17 protein-coding genes, 1 tRNA gene and 1 riboswitch are annotated in these 17,927 nt (G+C 36.1%); of the genes, 12 read left to right on the top strand and 6 right to left on the bottom strand.

The features are described from left to right. The 11 genes from BMW64_RS08720 to BMW64_RS08670 all read left to right on the top strand — a co-directional run bounded on the left by BMW64_RS08720 (position 1) and on the right by BMW64_RS08670 (position 10,070). Positions 1–1,677, top strand: a complete 1,677-nt coding sequence (locus BMW64_RS08720) for a S8 family serine peptidase (protein ID WP_089999594.1) — start codon at positions 1–3, stop codon at positions 1,675–1,677. 128 nt (positions 1,678–1,805) lie between these two features. After that, positions 1,806–2,300: a lipocalin family protein gene (locus BMW64_RS08715; RefSeq protein ID WP_089999593.1), complete on the top strand. Its 495-nt coding sequence runs from the start codon at positions 1,806–1,808 to the stop codon at positions 2,298–2,300. 21 nt (positions 2,301–2,321) lie between these two features. After that, positions 2,322–3,011, top strand: a complete 690-nt coding sequence (locus BMW64_RS08710; protein WP_089999592.1) for a YiaD family glycine zipper/OmpA-like lipoprotein — start codon at positions 2,322–2,324, stop codon at positions 3,009–3,011. A gap of 105 nt (positions 3,012–3,116) precedes the next feature. After that, positions 3,117–4,004, top strand: coding sequence for a decaprenyl-phosphate phosphoribosyltransferase (locus tag BMW64_RS08705; RefSeq protein WP_089999591.1), 888 nt, complete (start codon positions 3,117–3,119; stop codon positions 4,002–4,004). Beyond that, the gene (locus BMW64_RS08700) at positions 4,001–5,317 is read left to right on the top strand and encodes an FAD-binding oxidoreductase (RefSeq protein WP_089999590.1); all 1,317 of its coding nucleotides are present in this window, start codon (positions 4,001–4,003) and stop codon (positions 5,315–5,317) included. The genes BMW64_RS08705 and BMW64_RS08700 overlap by 4 nt, the downstream gene beginning before the upstream one ends. 3 nt (positions 5,318–5,320) lie before the next feature. Then, a complete protein-coding gene (locus BMW64_RS08695; protein WP_089999589.1) occupies positions 5,321–6,046 on the top strand; it encodes an SDR family NAD(P)-dependent oxidoreductase in 726 nt (241 codons plus the stop codon). Between the two features lie 81 nt (positions 6,047–6,127). Next, positions 6,128–6,715, top strand: a complete 588-nt coding sequence (locus BMW64_RS08690) for an HAD family hydrolase (protein WP_089999588.1) — start codon at positions 6,128–6,130, stop codon at positions 6,713–6,715. A gap of 108 nt (positions 6,716–6,823) precedes the next feature. Then, the gene (locus BMW64_RS08685) at positions 6,824–7,999 is read left to right on the top strand and encodes a cysteine desulfurase family protein (RefSeq protein ID WP_089999587.1); all 1,176 of its coding nucleotides are present in this window, start codon (positions 6,824–6,826) and stop codon (positions 7,997–7,999) included. A gap of 82 nt (positions 8,000–8,081) precedes the next feature. Further along, on the top strand, positions 8,082–8,399 hold the full coding sequence (trxA, locus tag BMW64_RS08680) for a thioredoxin (RefSeq protein ID WP_089999586.1): 318 nt from the start codon (positions 8,082–8,084) through the stop codon (positions 8,397–8,399). Positions 8,400–8,526: 127 nt separating this feature from the next. Further along, positions 8,527–8,600, top strand: a tRNA-Asp gene (locus BMW64_RS08675). Positions 8,601–8,846: 246 nt separating this feature from the next. Then, complete coding sequence (locus BMW64_RS08670) at positions 8,847–10,070, top strand: site-specific integrase (protein WP_089999585.1); 1,224 nt, start codon at positions 8,847–8,849, stop codon at positions 10,068–10,070. Between the two features lie 211 nt (positions 10,071–10,281). On the opposite strand, the gene BMW64_RS08665 is transcribed toward BMW64_RS08670, so the two are convergent. The 6 genes from BMW64_RS08665 to BMW64_RS08640 form a co-directional block, all read right to left on the bottom strand. After that, positions 10,282–10,659 carry a YidH family protein gene (locus tag BMW64_RS08665; RefSeq protein WP_089999584.1) on the bottom strand — a complete coding sequence of 126 codons (378 nt, stop codon included), beginning with the start codon at positions 10,657–10,659 and terminating at the stop codon, positions 10,282–10,284. 844 nt (positions 10,660–11,503) lie between these two features. After that, positions 11,504–13,039 carry a SulP family inorganic anion transporter gene (locus BMW64_RS08660; RefSeq protein ID WP_089999583.1) on the bottom strand — a complete coding sequence of 512 codons (1,536 nt, stop codon included), beginning with the start codon at positions 13,037–13,039 and terminating at the stop codon, positions 11,504–11,506. A gap of 401 nt (positions 13,040–13,440) precedes the next feature. Beyond that, complete coding sequence (locus BMW64_RS08655; RefSeq protein WP_089999582.1) at positions 13,441–13,998, bottom strand: phosphatase PAP2 family protein; 558 nt, start codon at positions 13,996–13,998, stop codon at positions 13,441–13,443. Between the two features lies 1 nt (position 13,999). Then, the gene (gene eno, locus BMW64_RS08650) at positions 14,000–15,277 is read right to left on the bottom strand and encodes a phosphopyruvate hydratase (RefSeq protein WP_228400901.1); all 1,278 of its coding nucleotides are present in this window, start codon (positions 15,275–15,277) and stop codon (positions 14,000–14,002) included. A 14-nt stretch (positions 15,278–15,291) separates the two neighbouring features. Then, a complete protein-coding gene (locus tag BMW64_RS08645; RefSeq protein WP_089999580.1) occupies positions 15,292–15,645 on the bottom strand; it encodes a DUF190 domain-containing protein in 354 nt (117 codons plus the stop codon). A gap of 8 nt (positions 15,646–15,653) precedes the next feature. Next, on the bottom strand, positions 15,654–16,967 hold the full coding sequence (locus tag BMW64_RS08640) for a voltage-gated chloride channel family protein (RefSeq protein WP_089999579.1): 1,314 nt from the start codon (positions 16,965–16,967) through the stop codon (positions 15,654–15,656). Between the two features lie 29 nt (positions 16,968–16,996). Next, positions 16,997–17,064, bottom strand: a riboswitch (Fluoride riboswitch). 177 nt (positions 17,065–17,241) lie between these two features. Between BMW64_RS08640 and BMW64_RS08635 the strand changes: the two genes are divergently transcribed. After that, positions 17,242–17,904 carry a Crp/Fnr family transcriptional regulator gene (locus tag BMW64_RS08635; RefSeq protein WP_228400891.1) on the top strand — a complete coding sequence of 221 codons (663 nt, stop codon included), beginning with the start codon at positions 17,242–17,244 and terminating at the stop codon, positions 17,902–17,904. Positions 17,905–17,927 lie beyond the last annotated feature (23 nt).

The following is a 17,927-nucleotide window of genomic DNA, read 5'->3' as shown; positions in this document are numbered from 1 at the left end:
ATGAAAAAGGTATTATTAGCCGCTGTTTTTTTAGTGGGATTCGGCTTCTCGCATGCACAGGAAGTTAAAGCGGGCACCGATCCGATGAAAGATAAAGATCTTATGACCTGGTACCATAAAGATTTTGCAGCAACGAAAGTATACGGAGTTAATACTGAAAACGCTTATAAATTTTTAGAGTCTAAAGGTTTAAAGCCTAAAACGGTTGTTGTAGGTGTTTTAGACAGCGGCGTTCAGATCGATCATCCGGGATTGGCTAAAAATATTTGGACAAATCCTAATGAAGTTCCGGGAAATGGTAAAGATGATGACGGAAACGGATATATCGACGACGTTCACGGATGGAACTTCATTGGTGGGAAAAACGGAGATATTGATATCGACAATATGGAAGTAACACGTGTTGTTGCTAAATATAAACCTGTTTTTGAAGGTGATGATTCCACAAAAAACAAAGCCAATCAGGCTAAAATGCCAGAGGAGTTTGCAATGTACATGAAATCTAAAGAGATTTTTAATAAGAAAAGTATAGAAGCAAGACAGGGGTTCCAAACCTATACCATGATTAATGATGCGATTCCGACGATGGTAAGGTTGTTAAATGGGAAATCTCTTACTCCTGAGAATATTGCTTCATTAAAACCTGCAGATCAGAAAGAGGCTATAGCAGCTCAGGTTCTTAGCCAGGTTGCTCAAAGCCCTGAATTTAAAGGGAAATCTGCTGCAGAATTTGAAAAAATAATGCGTGATCAGATAAAAGAAGCATTGGATTATTTTGGTCCACAGGAAAAACAGTATAATCTTGATTACGATCCACGAAAAGAAATCGTAGGAGATAATTATGATGATTATTCTGAAAAGAATTATGGAAACAATCATTACGAAGGTCCTGATGCAGAACACGGAACGCACGTTGCCGGGATCATTGCCGGGCTTCCGAATGCAGCAGAGATACAGTATGGGGTAGCTTCAAAAGTTGCTAAAATTATGTCGGTGCGAACAGTTCCTAATGGTGATGAACGAGATAAAGATGTGGCGAATGCCATCCGCTATGCTGTTGACAACGGAGCCAAAGTTCTTAATATGAGTTTTGGAAAACCGGTTTCACCAGGTAAAAATGTAGTTTGGGATGCATTTAAATATGCCCAGGATAAAGGCGTTCTTTTAGTAAAAGCTGCAGGTAACGAAAATGAAGACGTTGCAGAGCATCTTGCTTATCCTACAAACTTTAAAAATGTGACCGACGAAAAGCCATTTGTAGACAATGTACTTGTTGTTGGCGCTAGTACTAATGATAACAATGCGTTGAGAGCGAGTTTCTCAAATTACAATAAAAAAATGGTGAATGTTTTTGCTCCGGGTGATCAGATTTACTCTACTGTTCCTCACAATGAGTATAAATACCTTCAGGGAACGTCGATGGCATCCCCAGTTGTAGCGGGAGCAGCCGCTATTCTATTAGCATATATGCCAAATCTAACCCCAGCACAGATCATTGAATCTCTGGTTAAGTCAAGCAATCCGAGCACAGCAAACGGATTTACAGACTTTTCTCAGGCTGGCGGAGTTATTGATGTAAAAAAAGCTGCAGAATATGCCTATACGAATTTTTATAACGGAAAATCAGCCCCTTCGAAAAAGGTTCAAAAATCCGTAAAAAAGACTGTTAAAAAATAGTTTATCTGCCTGTATTTAAGGTGTAATCATACAAAGTCCGAAATTTTCGGACTTTTTTTGTTTCTATCTTTCATTTTTGGCACGGTTTTTTTGTAATTTTATTTTAACAAAAAATAATAAACTACAAAATGAAAAAGTTACTATTTGCAGGGATGTTAGGAGCATCACTTTTTGCAGTGTCTTGTTCCGGAGTGAAAAACGCAAAAACAGCCCAAAATCAAAGATCAGAATTCCTTAAAATGAAAGGTGACTGGCAGATCGTAAGTATCAATTATGATAAACAGTTTAAGGTAAAACCATTTGATGATGGTATTGATGCACAGTGTTTCGTAGGAAGCCACTGGAGACTGATTCCTAATAACTGGACAGGCGCATATACAGTAAATGGTGGCGGAACTTGCGGAGCTGGATTTACGCAGCCTATTAAAGTAGACGTAGTAAGTGGAAATACTTTTAATTTCAAAAAAATTGCTGAAGGTACAAAAGCAAAACAAAACACGGCAGGTTATACACTTACCCTCACTAACCAAACAACTGATCAGTTTTCATTAGAGCAAAACATTCCTTTCGATGGAGAAAATGTAAGAGTTGTTTACAACTTTGAAAGAACCGGAATGAAATAATTAACATAAAAAATAAATAAAATGAAGTTTACAAAAACATATATAGGAGGCTTATTCTTATCATCAGCTTTATTACTGACAAGCTGTGAAGCAGTACAGAATTCAAATCACCAGCAGAGAGGTACAGCAGTTGGGGTAGCATCAGGAGCTGTAATCGGGGGAATCCTTGGGAATAATGTTGGAAAAGGAGGAAACGGAGCAATAGGTGCTGTTTTAGGTGGTGTTATCGGTGGTGTTGCTGGTAATGTAATCGGTTCTAAAATGGATAAGCAAGCCAGAGAAATTAAAGAAACCCTACCTGGTGCTGAAGTAGAAAGAGTAGGTGACGGTATTAAAATTACTTTAAATGAAAGTATCGTAAATTTCGATTTTGATTCTTCTGCCCTTACCAGCACTGCTAAAGCCAATCTTGATAAATTATCGCAGGTTCTTGTAAATAACCCAGATACGAATATTAATATTTACGGACACACCGATAGTAAAGGATCAGATTCATACAATATGTCATTGTCTGAAAGAAGAGCAAATTCTGTAAAATCATATCTTGTAGGAAAAGGAATTGCTTCCAGCAGACTGTTTGCAAAAGGTGAAGGAGAAAGCATGCCAGTTGCTACTAATGACACTGACGCAGGCAGAGCAAAAAACAGAAGAGTGGAATTTGCCATCACTGCTAACGAAAAAATGATTAATGACGCTCAGAACGGGCAATAATTATTACATATAAATATTTTCTTAAATAACCGCGTTTGCGGTTATTTTTGTATTTTTATGGTGATATTCTTTAAAATCATTATTTTTGCATTAGAAATAACATAAATGAAGAAATATTTAAAACTGCTCCGTGTCGAGCAATGGGTAAAAAACCTGTTTGTTTTTGTTCCATTATTTTTCTCCGGCAATATCAAAAATGTCGATTTACTTACTAAAAGTATTTTCGCTTTTGTCATTTTCTCTCTGGCAGCCAGCATCGTTTATATTCTAAACGACTATAACGATATCGAGGCAGACAGACAACATCCCGAAAAAAGAAGACGGCCTCTGGCGAGCGGGGCAATCTCAAAATCTCAAGCAATAAGTATTTTTATAGGATTAATTGCCGCAGATATTGCATTGGTCTTTTTTGCACAGGCTTATTTTCATGAGAATCTATGGAAATTTGCGATCATCGTAGGATCTTATTTTTTAATGAATCTTGCCTATACATTCAGATTAAAACACGTTCCTATCATTGATATCTTTATTATCGCCTTGGGATTTGTCCTCAGAGTGTTAGCAGGAGGTTATATCACAGGAATCAGTATTTCGCAATGGGCAATATTACTGACTTTCGTTCTTGCTTTAGTACTTGCTGTCGGAAAAAGGAGAGGAGAGCTTATCAATGCCCAGGTTTCAGGAAAAACAAGAAAAGCTTTGGATGGCTATAATGTTCAGTTTGCCGATATTACGCTCTCTATTTCTGTTACGCTTGCTATTATTTGTTACTTAATGTTTACACTGTCTCCGGAAGTTCAGGCGAAATTCCACCAGCGGGTTTTTTACACGGTTATCTTTGTCGTGTTCGCCTTTTTGCGGTATTTACAACAGACATTGGTGTACAACAGGACAGAATCTCCTACTAAGATTGTATATCGGGACCGATATATTCAGGTTACTTTATTATTGTGGGTGGCTGCATTTTTAATTCAAATTTATTTTAAGAAATGAAGCCAAATTTTATACAGAAAGTAACCAATTGGGGAAATTATCCAGTGGTTGAGAAGGAAATGAAATCTGATGATAGCTTCCAAAAGATAAAGGAATTTGTACTTAATAATAATGAAGTTATAGCAAGAGGCAACGGAAGATGTTACGGTGATGCTTCCTTGGGCGAGCATATATTTTCAACAAAAAAATTAAATAAATTCATCAGTTTTGACCGGCTCAACGGTATTATCGAATGTGAATCCGGTGTTTTGCTTTCCGATGTTCTTGAAATAGCTGTTCCGCAGGGATATTTTCTTTATGTAACACCGGGAACCAAGTTTGTTTCCGTGGGTGGTGCGATAGCTTCAGACGTTCATGGTAAAAATCATCATTCGGAAGGATGTTTTTCCGAATATGTGATTGATTTTAAACTAATGATCGAAAATGGAGATATCATTACCTGTTCAAGAGATGAAAATTCAGATAAATTCTGGGCAACGATAGGTGGGATGGGCCTTACAGGCATTATCCTTAGCGCTAAATTTAAGCTGAAAAATATTCAGTCTGCATATATCCGTCAGGAAAGTATAAAGGCAGAAAATCTTGATGAAATTTTCAGATTATTTGAAGAAAGTGAAAAGTGGACCTATACAGTTGCATGGATCGATTGTCTGCAGAAAGGTAAAAATATAGGAAGAAGTATTTTGATGAGGGGAGAACATGCTTTTCAACATGAACTGCCGCAAAATTTGAAAGATAAACCTCTAAGACTGAAGAAAAAGTTTGAGCCTACAGTACCATTCTATTTTCCGGGATTTGTATTAAATGCTTTCACCGTAAGGATTTTCAATTATTTTTACTTTAAAAAGCAGTCCAAAAAAGAAGTGAAAAACTTTATTGACTATGAAACTTTCTTTTATCCTCTGGATTTTGTAAAAGACTGGAATAAAATCTACGGTAAATCCGGGTTCATCCAGTATCAAATGATGATTCCGAAAGAATCTGGGAGAGAAGGGATGAAAAAGATATTGGAAACCATTGCCAATAGTGGAAACGGTTCTTTTCTTGCTGTTTTAAAGCTTTACGGAAAAGAAAATCCACAGGCATATAATTCCTTTCCTTTTGAAGGATATTCGCTGGCCCTGGATTTTAAAGTTAATTCTAGATTAAAAAAGCTTATTGAACGGTTAGACGATATTGTGGAGGAATATAATGGGAAAATTTATCTTACCAAAGACAGTATGAGCAGGTCATCACTTACCAATTATCTCAAAAATGTTCAAAGTTCAAAATTTGTGTCTTTGCAGCACAAAAGAATCATAAATAATATTTAACAAATGATTGTTTTAGGAAGCACATCGGAAGTAGCACAGGCTTTTGTGGAAGAAACTTTGAAAAAGGGAGAAAGATTTGAAAAAATTTATCTTATCACTTCAAATACAGAGACAACCGAGAGATTTGCAAGGCATATTGACGTGAAATTTCTTCAGCAGGCTGAAGTCATTGAAATGGATCTGTTAAAAGATCCGGATTACAGTAAATTTGAAAATATCAATTCCAATCTTTTATTTTGTGCCGTAGGATATTTAGGAGAAGACACAGAACAAGGTCTTTATGATCATAAGAATACGGAAAAAATAATTGACATCAATTATGCCAAGCTGATTCCGGTAATGACCTATTTTGCACAGAAGTTTGAAAATAGGAGATCGGGAACTATTATTGGCCTTTCGTCCGTAGCGGGAGATCGTGGCAGGCAAAGTAATTTTATTTATGGAAGTGCAAAGGCCGCTTTTACAGCTTATTTAAGCGGCTTGAGGAATTATCTCTCCGATAAAAAAGTTCATGTCATTACGGTTAAACCGGGATTTATGGCCACAAAAATGACAGAAGGCCTGCCTTTGAATCCGAAACTTACGGCAACACCGGCACAGGCGGCTCAATGTATTTTTAAGGCCTATCAAAAAAAGAAAAATATAGTATACGTACTGTCGGTTTGGGAATTAATAATGTTAATTATCAGAAATATTCCGGAGTTTATATTTAAAAATTTAAAGCTGTAAATGTTTATATTGAATGAATATTTATTGATTATAAAAATATCTTTACGACATTTACGTTAAGATAAATTAAACGAAATTCCAATGAAGAAATTGTATTGTTTTGATTTTGACGGAACTTTGACCTATAAAGATACGATGTTTATGTATCTTAAATTTTATGATCCCGTAAAATTCAGATTACAATTTTTAAAGCATATTCCGCTTTTCGTTTTATTAAAATTAAAGCTTGCTGAAACCGAAAAAGTAAAGAAAAGTTTTATTGGATCCATTCTTAAAGGGCAAACGCAGGAAAAAATAGAAAAGAAATCCAGACAATTCTTTGAGCAGCATTATCCTAAAATTGTAAGGGAAAATGCATTGGATTTTATTCAAAATATCGATCGTGAAAATATACAAAGTCTTTTAGTGACTGCCTCTCTTGATATATGGGCAAAACCTTTTGCTGAAGCATTCCAAATGCAGCTCGTAGCAACAAAAGCAGAGTTTCGGAATGGTATTTTTACAGGTAATTTTATAGGAAAAAACTGCAATGGCAAGGAAAAATTAGAAAGAATAAAAGCTGAAATTATCAATCAGAAATACGATAAAATCATTGCTTTTGGTGATACTTCAGGAGATAAGCCAATGCTTAAATGGGCAAATGAAGGACATTATCAATTTTTTCACTAATTTTGGGTACTGAAAATCAAGTAAGCTAATTGATGTTTAATATTAAATCTGCTGTGCTGCTATTTTCGGCTATAAACTGTTTCCGTAGAAATAAATCTTCAAAGTAAAATGAATAAAATATACTTAGATAACGCTGCTACAACCCCTCTGTCAGAAGAAGTTATCGATGCAATGGTAGAAACCATGAAAATGAATTTTGGAAATCCGTCTTCAACACACAGTTTTGGACAGGAAGCAAAAATTCTTATCGAAAACGTAAGAAGACAGGTTGCGGATTATCTGCACGTTACTCCTGCTGAAATCATTTTCACATCTTGCGGTACGGAATCTAATAATATGATCATTAAATCTGCTGTTGAACATCTTGGAGTACAGAGGATTATCAGTTCACCTCTTGAACATAAATGTGTTTCCGAAAGTATTCTCGACATGAAAAACAGAAAGGGTGTAGAAGTAAATTATATACGCCCTAACGAAAAAGGAGATATCGATCTTGCAAAGCTGGAACAACTGTTGAAAGTTTCAGATAAGAAAACATTGGTAAGTTTGATGCATGCCAACAATGAAATTGGTAATATCACCGATATTAAAAAAGTTGCAGAACTTTGTAAGGCGAATGGCGCAATCTTTCATTCAGACACGGTACAAACGATGGCTCATATGGAGCTGGATTTTTCTGATATTCAGGTAGATTTTGCATCTTGTAGTGCCCATAAATTCCACGGTCCTAAAGGGATTGGTTTTGCATTTATCAGAAAATCAAGCGGATTAAAAGGAATTATTACCGGAGGTCCACAGGAAAGAAGCTTACGTGCAGGAACGGAGAATGTAGCTGGAATCGTTGGTTTAGGTAAAGCATTAGAACTTTCTCTGAATAATCTGCAGGCATACACAGATCATATGCAGGAAATCAAAAATTACGCGGTAGAGAAGCTTGCTAGAGCAGTTCCGGGAATTAAATTTAACGGAAGAAGCTCAGAAAAAGAGGGAAGTCTTTATACCGTTCTAAGTGCTTTATTACCTTATAAAAATCCTTTAATTGGTCTTCAGCTGGATATGAAAGGGATTGCAATTTCACAGGGAAGTGCATGTTCTTCGGGAGCATCAAAACCTTCAATGGTTATGATGATGGTTTTATCAGAAGAAGAAATGGAACATTGTACCCCTTTGCGTATTTCGTTCAGCCATTTGACTACTAAGAAAGATATTGATGCATTAGCAGAGGCTTTACAGGAAATTTCTAAAGATTTTGTTATAGAAAATACAAATGTTGAGCATAGATAACTCTATTACTTAAATGGCGTAATTTTGGGTATCTAATTAAGGACAAGTTTAGAATAATATTAATTAAAATAAAAGAAACAAAATGGCTTTAGAAATTACAGACAGCTCATTTCAGGAAACGGTTTTAAAATCAGATAAGCCGGTATTGGTAGACTTTTGGGCAGTATGGTGCGGGCCTTGCAGAACGTTGGGACCAATCATCGAAGAAGTTGCAACAGATTTTGAGGGAAAAGCAGTAGTTGGAAAAGTAGATGTAGATAACAATCAGGATATTTCTATGCAATATGGGATCAGAAATATTCCTACGGTTCTTATTTTTAAGAATGGTGAGGTTGTTGACAAATTAGTAGGAGTAGCTCCAAAGCACGTAATTGCTGAAAAATTAAGCGCACACTTATAAAATAATAAGTTTGATAATGAATGCCTTCCACTTTTGGGAGGCTTTTTTTTGAGAAATAATTTGCAGGGAAGGAAAAAAGTTGTAGTTTTGCAATCACAAAAAAGAAACAAAGTTCTTTAATAAATTTGATCCGGTAGTTCAGTTGGTTAGAATGCCGCCCTGTCACGGCGGAGGTCGCGGGTTCAAGTCCCGTCCGGATCGCAACTACAATATCAAAGTAGTACAAAAAGCTTTAAAACGTATGTTTTAAAGCTTTTTTTGTTTTATGTCTGTTCAAAGAGAACTAAAAAAGCACAATCTGAAAGTGACCTATTCAGTGACCTGTAAAAGAAGGTTTAAAAGGTCACTGAAAATTTGACAAACCCTGTTCAGTAGCTAGTTCAGCAACTGAATATCTTGTGATAAGTTTTTGCTAAGGTTAATTTTAAATCTTAAACGCTAAACGAAATGAACAAGACATTCAATTTACTTTTCTATGTAAAAAAAGCTAAAATCAATTCTATAGGAGAGTGTCCTATTTATTTACGAATTACAATTGATGGCAAAATATCCGAGATCAGCACAAAACGTACTGTAAAGTCTTCAAAATGGAACTCTGCAATGCAGAAGGTTAGTGGCTCTTCAGAAGAATGCAGATCACTTAATTTTTATTTAAAAACATTTGAGCAGAAAGTTTACGACACCTATCACGAATTAATCAGAGATAAAGAAACAGTGACTTGTGAGACTCTTAAAAATAAGTTAGTGGGTAGAGGTGAGTTTAGCAGAACGCTCATTCCTATTTTTCAGGATCATAATGATCGAATGGAGAAACTTATAGACAAAGAATTTGCTCAAGGAACATTAACGCGTTATAAGACCTGTCTGAAGCATACCAAAGATTTCTTGAAATGGAAATACTGCGTTACCGACATTGAAATTAAAAAGATCGACTATGCTTTTCTAAACGATTTTGAATTTTTTTTAAGAACCGAAAAATCCTGTAACAATAATTCAGCAGTAAAATATATCAAGAATTTTGGTAAGATCATTCGTATCTGTCTTGCAAATGGATGGATGGAGCGAGACCCTTTTATGAACTATCATTCTAAGTTTAATGAAGTAACAAGAATGTTCCTTAATGAAAAGGAAATAGAAGTGCTTTTTACCAAAGATTTTAAAAATGAGAGATTGTCTTTGGTACGAGATATTTTTCTGTTCAGTTGTTTCACAGGGTTGGCATATATTGATACTCAGAAATTAACACTTCAAAATATCAACTTAGGACTTGATGGCTCTCAATGGATCTATACCAAACGTCAGAAAACTAAAACTACTTCTAATATTCCCTTGCTTCCTCAAACAGAGAAAATTATTGAAAAATACAAAAATCATCCAGTATGTCTTAATAGTGGAAAACTTCTGCCTATTCTTAGTAATCAAAAAATGAATGCATATCTTAAAGAGATTGCAGATCTGTGCGGAATTAATAAAGAATTGACTTATCATATTGCACGCCATACTTTTGCCACAACTGTCACTTTATCTAATGGGGTATCCATTGAGAGTGTAAGTAAAATGCTAGGTCACAAGAGTATTAAGACTACTCAGCATTACGCAAAAATTCTAGATAAAAAAGTTAGTGAGGATATGTCTTCGTTGAGAAACATTCTTAAGGAAAAGAAGTTTTAAAAAATTAGCTCAATTATAAATGGCAAAATCTATCAAATTACTAGCTGCCTCTTATAAAACTAATCCGACATAATGATTATAAAACAAACTGTAACATAGAATATTTTTTTTAATTACAAGGGTATTTACAAATATATATTGAGTACTACAAGAAATCACCAATAAGTGAATAAATGTTAACAAATTTTCACTGAAAATTTGTTAAAGTTTTTTAGATACTTCTAAAAAGATAGCCTGTCAAAAAGATGCTGACTGAAATGATTAGAATTGTCACAAACAAAACAAGAGAGTTGTTGCCAACAAAAATATTCTCTTTGATCATTCTGTAGGTTTTTCTATAATTGAGATAAGAGAGGAGAAGTGTTACCGTACCAGTTGACACTAGGACAATCCCGGTCACACCTGTATAATCTCTTTGGGAATGAACAATCACTTTATTTGAGTCCAGCATTGTAACTTGTTTGAGGAAAACAGAAAATTTAACTAAAATTAGACCGAATCCCATTAGAGCAACTGAAGATCTAAGCCAAGCCAAATAGGTTCTTTCATTAGCCAGATAATCTCCTGTCTTATTCTTTTCTTCACTCATAACATATTTTTTAATCTATCAGAATATATGCAAATTATAATCCATTGAGCATACAATATAAAAAATCGTCGTCAGAGAGTAATTGAAGAAGAATTCATCACGGAGAAACTGCCATTAATAGACCAAGAATAAAATTCTGTCTCGACTTTTTTTTCATCCTCGACGACAATGTTCATAAAAGAGAGAACGGCAATATGATAATATTTTTTATTTCTTGATTTTCTTAAGTATTACATTCAATACATTCTTTGTCAGAATCCGGAAAATCACTTACGGCTTTTTTTCCATCGTCCCTATCCAGTTGTATTAATGGCCGTTTTTTTCAGAGAAAGCGCAATGTGTAATTTTTCAGAACATTAATCTAAGCTTCATTAAATCTGACCGAAGAATGTATTGCTGCATAACTTGTAACAGGCATTGCGCTTAATAAAATTTTATTAATGGAATAGTAAATGAAATAGTTCTGTTTAGGTTTTCGCCAGGAAGCTATTTTGAGAAGTCCAAAGTTTTCGGTTCTTTTTTGATGTGAGACGCAACTAAGAAATTAGCCGGTGTATCTTATCAGACCATAGGAGAGTAACTTTCGAAGAATAGCAGTCTAAGCATGACGATCTTAAAATTGCATTGTTTGGCTGGGGAACACTGGTGAGATTTGGACTTTTCTTGTCTCTTTCCAGATCTTTGAAAATGTTTTTTTTCTCAGACGAATCATATTTTGAGCCCCAGATTATTAGTTCAGCAATGACCGGGAACAAATCATCACCTAGTTGTATTTGAATTTGTTTTTCTTATTGGGAGATACGGTGGCGCTTATAAATTTGTGAACATCCAGCGTTTCAAACTGTTATTTCTCTCCCAAAACTCGATAAGTTGGATCTTCATAATGATTAACTTCAATAAATCCACTGGCATTATCTAATAGATGAATACAATCGGGGCTAAGATGTTTCAGGACAACCAACTTTTTGTGTGTTTTATATTTTTCGATTACTTTTTTCAAAGATTCGATGGCAGACATATCCACAATTCGAGACTCTTTGAAATCAATTATGATTTTTTCAGGATCATTAATCGCATCAAATTTATCGATGAATGCTGTTGTACTTCCAAAAAATAAAGGTCCATATATTTCATAAATTTTATTGCCCTCAGCATCGATTGACTTTCTGGCTCGGATTCTTTTTGCACTGTCCCAGGCAAAGACAAGTGCAGAAATAATGACACCAATTAAAACAGCTAATGCTAGATTGTGAAGAAGCACCGTAATGATTGCCACAAGAATCCCGACAAAAATATCCGACTTTGGCATTTTCGTAATAATTCGGAATGAGATCCACTCAAATGTTCCAATCGCTACCATCATCATCACTCCCACCAATGCTGCCATTGGGATCTGTTCGATAACCGGTCCGCCCGCCAAAATGATAATCAAAATAGTCACAGCTCCGATCACTGCTGAAATTCTTGTTCTTGCTCCGGCATCAATATTGACCAAGGTTTGTGCTACCATAGCGCAACCTCCCATTCCGCCAAAGAAACCGTTTGTAATATTGGCGACTCCTTGCGCACAAGCTTCTTTGTTGGAGCGTCCTTTTGTATTGGTAATTTCGTCTACCATATTCAAAGTCAATAAAGACTCAATCAATCCAACACCCGCCATAATTGCAGCGTAAGGAAATATTATTTTCAGAGTTTCTATGTTAAATGGAATATTCGGAATGTGAAAAGACGGTAAAGAGCCACTCACGGAGGCTATATCGATCACTTTCTTGGTGTCGATGTTCAGAAAGTAAACCAAGCCGAAAACAACGATTATTGCAACTAATGAAGCCGGAACTGCTTTAGTGATCTTCGGAAAAACGAAAACGATAGCGATTGTCAGAAGAGTCAAGCCTGCCATTATCGCCAGTGCTGAACCCTCCATCCAGGAAGTTATCCCGTTTTGTGTCACTTTAAACTGAGCTACCTGTGCCATAAAAATGATCACAGCCAGACCATTCAGAAATCCGTACATTACAGGTTGTGGTATCAGCCTTACAAATTTTCCGAGTTTTAAAACGCCGACCAATAACTGGATAATTCCGGCCAAGACAACTGCCGCAAAAAGATATTCGACACCGTGAGTGGAAGCCAAAGCAATTAGAACGACTACGGTAGCTCCTGCACCGCCAGAAACCATTCCCGGTCTGCCACCTAAAAAGGCGGTTACTATTCCCATTAGAAAAGCAGCATGTAAGCCTGTCAAAGGAGATAGACCGGCCAAGATGGCAAATGATAGCGATTCGGGGATCATCGTCATAGCAACGGTTAATCCTGCTAAGATCTCATTTTTGATATTGACGTTTTGAAATGATTTAAAATTTAAAAAAGTAGTTTGCATATTGTATAATCTGTATGTTATCCCACAGCAAATTATGGGATCAAATCAATGAAAATTTATTTTGAAAGTATAAGAAAGATTATCCAAAAAGGATTTTGGATATCAAATGAATTATGAGCCTGCTAAATTAAGGCGGTGTAACTTGAGAAGATGTAGTTCTGAATAATTTCATAATAGAGTGCAAATGTAAGAAAAAAGCAGGCTTAAAACAAGCCTGCTTCTCCTGTTCTATTCATTTCATCACTATGGACATCACTTTTTCTTTAAAAATAGATTCGCCCATACCAATAATATTAAAACCGGAACTTCTACAATACAGCCGATCCCTTCTCCTACAAAAGCCTGAGTAGAATTGATTAATTAAAAAAATAAATTAAATATTTTAACATATGTGACTGTGCTTAATCAATCATTTTTTTCAAAAAATAGGCAAGGCAACCTGCATATAGTGCGCCCAAAAATGCCGCTACGATAACATCACCAGGATAATGCACGCCGTTGTAGATTCTACTGTAAGCAACCAAAAAAGCCCAGAAACCTAAAACATATTTGAGCCAATTATATTTTTTTGGTAGTAAAAAGATTAGGAAAGTTGCTAAGCCAAATGCGTTCGCAGAATGAGAGGATATAAAACCATACTGACCACCCGGTCCGGCTTTGCTCAGATGTATCAAATTTTCCAAAGTTGGTTCGTGTGACGGCCTAAGTCTCTTGACTGCGTTTTTGATCAGGTGTGAAGCGGTTTGATCGCAGATGGTAATCAAAAGACCAATTGCCAAGATCACATAAATGCTTTTCTTTTTAAATTCTCTGATAATAATATACAAAAGAAAAGCATAAAACGGTATCCAAAATAATTTGTCACTTGCCCAATACATTATCGGATCAAAAAATAAATTATGTTTCCCGTTGATCAACAGGAATAATTGGGTGTCGAGATCATTGATTTGTTCTAACATTTTACTTGAACGCTTTGATTCCTGCAAATTTTGCTGCACCTCCAAGCTCTTCCTCAATCCTCAGCAATTGATTGAATTTTGAAACCCGCTCACTTCTACAGCCACTTCCTGTTTTTAAATGACCTGCACCAACTGCCATTGTCAAATCAGCGATTGTTGTATCTTCAGTTTCTCCGCTTCGGTGCGAGATGAAGCAGTTGTAATTGTTCTTGTAAGCCAGATCAATCGTTTCCAATGTTTCGGTAACAGTTCCTATCTGATTAAGTTTGATCAAAACAGAGTTTCCAATTTTCTGATCAATGCCTTCCTTCAGGATCTTAGGATTGGTACAGAAAATATCATCTCCCACCAATTCTATCTTGTTTCCTAATCTTTCGGTCAATTGCTGCCAGCCTTTCCAGTCATTTTCTCCGAGACCATCTTCCAAAAGGACAATCGGATATTGTGATGTCCAGCTTTCCCAAAGTCCAATCATTTCTTCACTTGTCTTCTGTTCCTTCGAACTTTTGAAAAATTTATATTTGCCATTGTTCCACATTTCACTTGTTGCAGGATCTAAGCATAACGACACATCTTTTCCGGGTGTAAATCCGGCTTTGGTAATCGCTTCTAAAATGACATCAACGGCTTCTTCATTGGATTTTAAATTGGGTGCGAATCCACCTTCATCACCAACACCTGTATAGTAGCCTTTTCCTTTAAGAATATCTTTTAGGGTATGGAATACTTCTTCACCCATCCGGATACTCTCTTTAAAATTAGGTGCATTGTGAGGGGCGATCATAAATTCCTGAAAATCGATATTGTTGTCAGCGTGCCTTCCGCCGTTGATCACATTCATACAAGGAACCGGCATCGTATAGGTGGATTGATTTCTAAATTGACGGTACAATGGAATGTTATTGAAAGCAGCAGATGCTTTAGCATAAGCAATGGAAACTGCTAAAATGCCATTTGCCCCCAGATTGGATTTGTTTGGCGTCCCATCCAAAGAAATCATCAAAGCATCTATATCGTTCTGAAGAAGTATTTCTTTACCGACCAATGCGTTTGCAATAATGGTATTGACATTACTGACCGCTTTGGAAACGCCTTTGCCCTGATAGCGTGTTTTATCATTATCTCTTAATTCCATAGCTTCTTTTTCTCCTGTGCTGGCTCCCGATGGGGAAATAGCTCTTCCTGTAAATTGGTTATTGAGGGTTATTTCTGCCTCTACCGTTGGATTTCCTCTGGAATCGAGAACCTCTCTAGCGTGTACTTTTGTAATTTTCATAATATTTTGTAATGTATTTAGGTGAATAATATTTCAGAATTGGGATGAACAAGGACTATTTTAGCTTGTTTTAAATTGTCTTGATTAAGTTCTAAAAATTGGTTGATCTTAATTTCACTGTCAACGAGTTCAAGACAGGCGGGATTATTTAAAGGAGGTAACTCGGAAATATTATAAGTAATGTTTTTATAATTCAGATAACCCGACTTGGCAATGAAGATATTCGCTTGCTCTATGTTACTTTCCCTGGCTTTTTTCAATAGAAATTCGCCCAGAGAATTGTTCCATAATTTTTTCCAAAACGATTGTTTTTTTAAAGATGCTCCGTACTCAAAATAAATCCTTGCTATCACTGTTGGTTTGTTTTCCATTGCTTAATTTATTTGGTTTCGTTTATATTTTTTCCGGATTGGTTCTGAAATCTGGAATGTTTTGCTTCCCCGATGACCTGTTTTCCATAAATGCTGTTATGACCAGAAATTAGATAGGAAACCACACAGGCAATCGCCATGTAAATCCCGCTTTCCGCACCGAAGAGTTCTACTCCCATCAGCATACAGGCAAGTGGCGTATTGGTTGCGCCTGCAAATACAGCTACAAATCCCATTCCTGCCAAAAGACCTGTCGGTAAAGGAATAAATAAAGATAATGCACTTCCCAAAGTAGCTCCGATAAAGAATAAAGGCGTTACTTCTCCGCCTTTGAAACCTGCCGCAAGTGTGATAATGGTAAAAGCCATCTTCAACGCAAAATCGTAAGGTGGTAATTGCTGCTCAAAAGACTGAACAATTGTGGGAATTCCCAAGCCAATATATTTTGTAGTTCCCATCGCAAAAACAGCAACGGCAACGATGATGCCTCCCACAAATGGACGGAATGGAGGAAAAGAGATTTTCGCTTTAAAAATCGCAGTGATGTGATGAATGACCTTGCTGAAAGTTGCTGCGCACAAACCAAATAAAATCCCTGCCAATATGCTGTAAATGATAGGCAAAGCTTCCAATTGGGGAATCAGGTCAATATGATAATGGGTATGTTTTACCTGCCAGAGGTTGGTGACCAGATCAGCCAGAATTGCTGAAGCAAAAGCAGGAAATATCGCATCGTATTTTATTCTTCCAATAAGAAAGACTTCTAGACCGAACAGTGCACCCGCTAGAGGTGTTCCGAAGATGGAACCAAAACCAGCTGCTATGGCTGAAATAAGTAAGATTTTACGCTCAGATTCATTGAGTCTGAAGGGTCTTGTGAACTGATCTGCAATCGCACCTGCCATCTGCAATGCTGTTCCTTCCCGACCTGCTGAGCCTCCAAAAAAATGAGTAGCAATAGTTCCTAAATAAACAAATGGAGCCATTCTGAAAGGGATGATTTCTTTTGGATTGTGAATACTGTCGATCAAGAGATTATTCCCGGCTTCAATATCTTTTCCTAAATAATAGTAGAGTAGACCAATCAGCAATCCGCCAATGGGCAAGAAGGCAATGAGCCATAAATGGTTTTCTCTGAAATTTGTAGCCCAATCCAGCGACACTAAAAAACCTGCCGAGGCAGAACCTACACATATCCCAATGATGGAACTGATTAAAAACCATTTAACAATGTAAGGAAGACTCGGATATTTTCGAAAGAAGATCTTTGTACGAAGCTGAGCTGTTCTGCTGTTGGATCTGAAATGCTGATTTTTGGACATAATTTACCTGATTAAATGTATTAACATTATTCTAATCAGGCGTCATCAGCTTTTTTAAGGCGGTTGGATAAGGAAGAGCACCATTTCCTTGGATGCAAATGTATAAATTTTCATTAAATAAAAAGATGAAAATTTTCTTTTTTATATTGGATACTCTAACTAAATAATAGACTCCTTAGAAATCCATTTTTATTGCTTTGTTATTAGCTAATATTAAAATGGATTTGAAATAATAGTTATTTTTCTGAATATATTTAGTTATTATTTTTTAAATATGTGTAAATTCGTCTCCTATTCTACATCTATGATCAGAGAGGTATTGGCATCGGAATTCATTTCTTCACCAGAATTAATGGATAAACTTAATCAAAATGGTATCCTAAAAAAATATAAAGAAGGCGACATTATTTTAGATGAAAACTCTTCAATTCGTGCCATCCCAATCGTGATGAAAGGGATGCTAAAAGTCATCAGAACAGAAGAGGATGGCAGAGAAATCTTGTTGTATTACATCAAAGCAGGCGAAAGTTGCATTATGTCTTTTCTTGGTGGAATGCATAACGAAAAAAGCATCGTAAAAGCCGAAGTAGAGGAAGATACAGAAATTCTTTTTCTTCCTGTGGACAAAGTTTCGCTCTTCATCAAAGAATATCCGGAGTGGCTCGATTATATTTTCAGACTTTACCACAAGCGATTTGAAGAACTTTTGGACATTATTAACGCCATTGCATTCAAAAAAGTAGATGAGAGACTATTAAATCTTCTTCATAAAAAATCTGAAAATCTTGGTTCCAAAATAATCAATGTTACTCACGAGCAATTGGCCAACGAACTCGGAACTGCAAGAGTCGTGGTTTCAAGGCTTCTTAAACAACTGGAAGACTCTGGGAAATTAGAGCTCGGAAGAAATAAAATCATTCTTTCCGAAAACATTTGACCTTATGTAACAAAAGTAGCGGT

Origin of the sequence: Chryseobacterium taichungense, assembly GCF_900109935.1 — a bacterium.
GTDB classification, from domain to species: domain Bacteria; phylum Bacteroidota; class Bacteroidia; order Flavobacteriales; family Weeksellaceae; genus Chryseobacterium; species Chryseobacterium taichungense.
Note: the sequence above shows the minus strand (reverse complement) of the source record. Positions and strands in the feature narration are given on the sequence as shown.

What these genes read in the sequence shown, in the direction of transcription:
- BMW64_RS08705 (WP_089999591.1), top strand. Translation starts at nt 3,117, where the DNA reads ATGAAGAAATATTTAAAACTGCTCCGTGTCGAGCAATGGGTAAAAAAC.
- BMW64_RS08685 (WP_089999587.1), top strand. Translation starts at nt 6,824, where the DNA reads ATGAATAAAATATACTTAGATAACGCTGCTACAACCCCTCTGTCAGAA.
- BMW64_RS08660 (WP_089999583.1), bottom strand. Translation starts at nt 13,039, where the DNA reads ATGCAAACTACTTTTTTAAATTTTAAATCATTTCAAAACGTCAATATC.
- BMW64_RS08640 (WP_089999579.1), bottom strand. Translation starts at nt 16,967, where the DNA reads ATGTCCAAAAATCAGCATTTCAGATCCAACAGCAGAACAGCTCAGCTT.
- BMW64_RS08645 (WP_089999580.1), bottom strand. Translation starts at nt 15,645, where the DNA reads ATGGAAAACAAACCAACAGTGATAGCAAGGATTTATTTTGAGTACGGA.
- BMW64_RS08695 (WP_089999589.1), top strand. Translation starts at nt 5,321, where the DNA reads ATGATTGTTTTAGGAAGCACATCGGAAGTAGCACAGGCTTTTGTGGAA.
- BMW64_RS08710 (WP_089999592.1), top strand. Translation starts at nt 2,322, where the DNA reads ATGAAGTTTACAAAAACATATATAGGAGGCTTATTCTTATCATCAGCT.
- BMW64_RS08635 (WP_228400891.1), top strand. Translation starts at nt 17,242, where the DNA reads ATGTGTAAATTCGTCTCCTATTCTACATCTATGATCAGAGAGGTATTG.
- BMW64_RS08715 (WP_089999593.1), top strand. Translation starts at nt 1,806, where the DNA reads ATGAAAAAGTTACTATTTGCAGGGATGTTAGGAGCATCACTTTTTGCA.
- BMW64_RS08655 (WP_089999582.1), bottom strand. Translation starts at nt 13,998, where the DNA reads ATGTTAGAACAAATCAATGATCTCGACACCCAATTATTCCTGTTGATC.
- BMW64_RS08720 (WP_089999594.1), top strand. Translation starts at nt 1, where the DNA reads ATGAAAAAGGTATTATTAGCCGCTGTTTTTTTAGTGGGATTCGGCTTC.
- BMW64_RS08700 (WP_089999590.1), top strand. Translation starts at nt 4,001, where the DNA reads ATGAAGCCAAATTTTATACAGAAAGTAACCAATTGGGGAAATTATCCA.
- BMW64_RS08690 (WP_089999588.1), top strand. Translation starts at nt 6,128, where the DNA reads ATGAAGAAATTGTATTGTTTTGATTTTGACGGAACTTTGACCTATAAA.
- BMW64_RS08665 (WP_089999584.1), bottom strand. Translation starts at nt 10,659, where the DNA reads ATGAGTGAAGAAAAGAATAAGACAGGAGATTATCTGGCTAATGAAAGA.
- trxA (WP_089999586.1), top strand. Translation starts at nt 8,082, where the DNA reads ATGGCTTTAGAAATTACAGACAGCTCATTTCAGGAAACGGTTTTAAAA.
- BMW64_RS08670 (WP_089999585.1), top strand. Translation starts at nt 8,847, where the DNA reads ATGAACAAGACATTCAATTTACTTTTCTATGTAAAAAAAGCTAAAATC.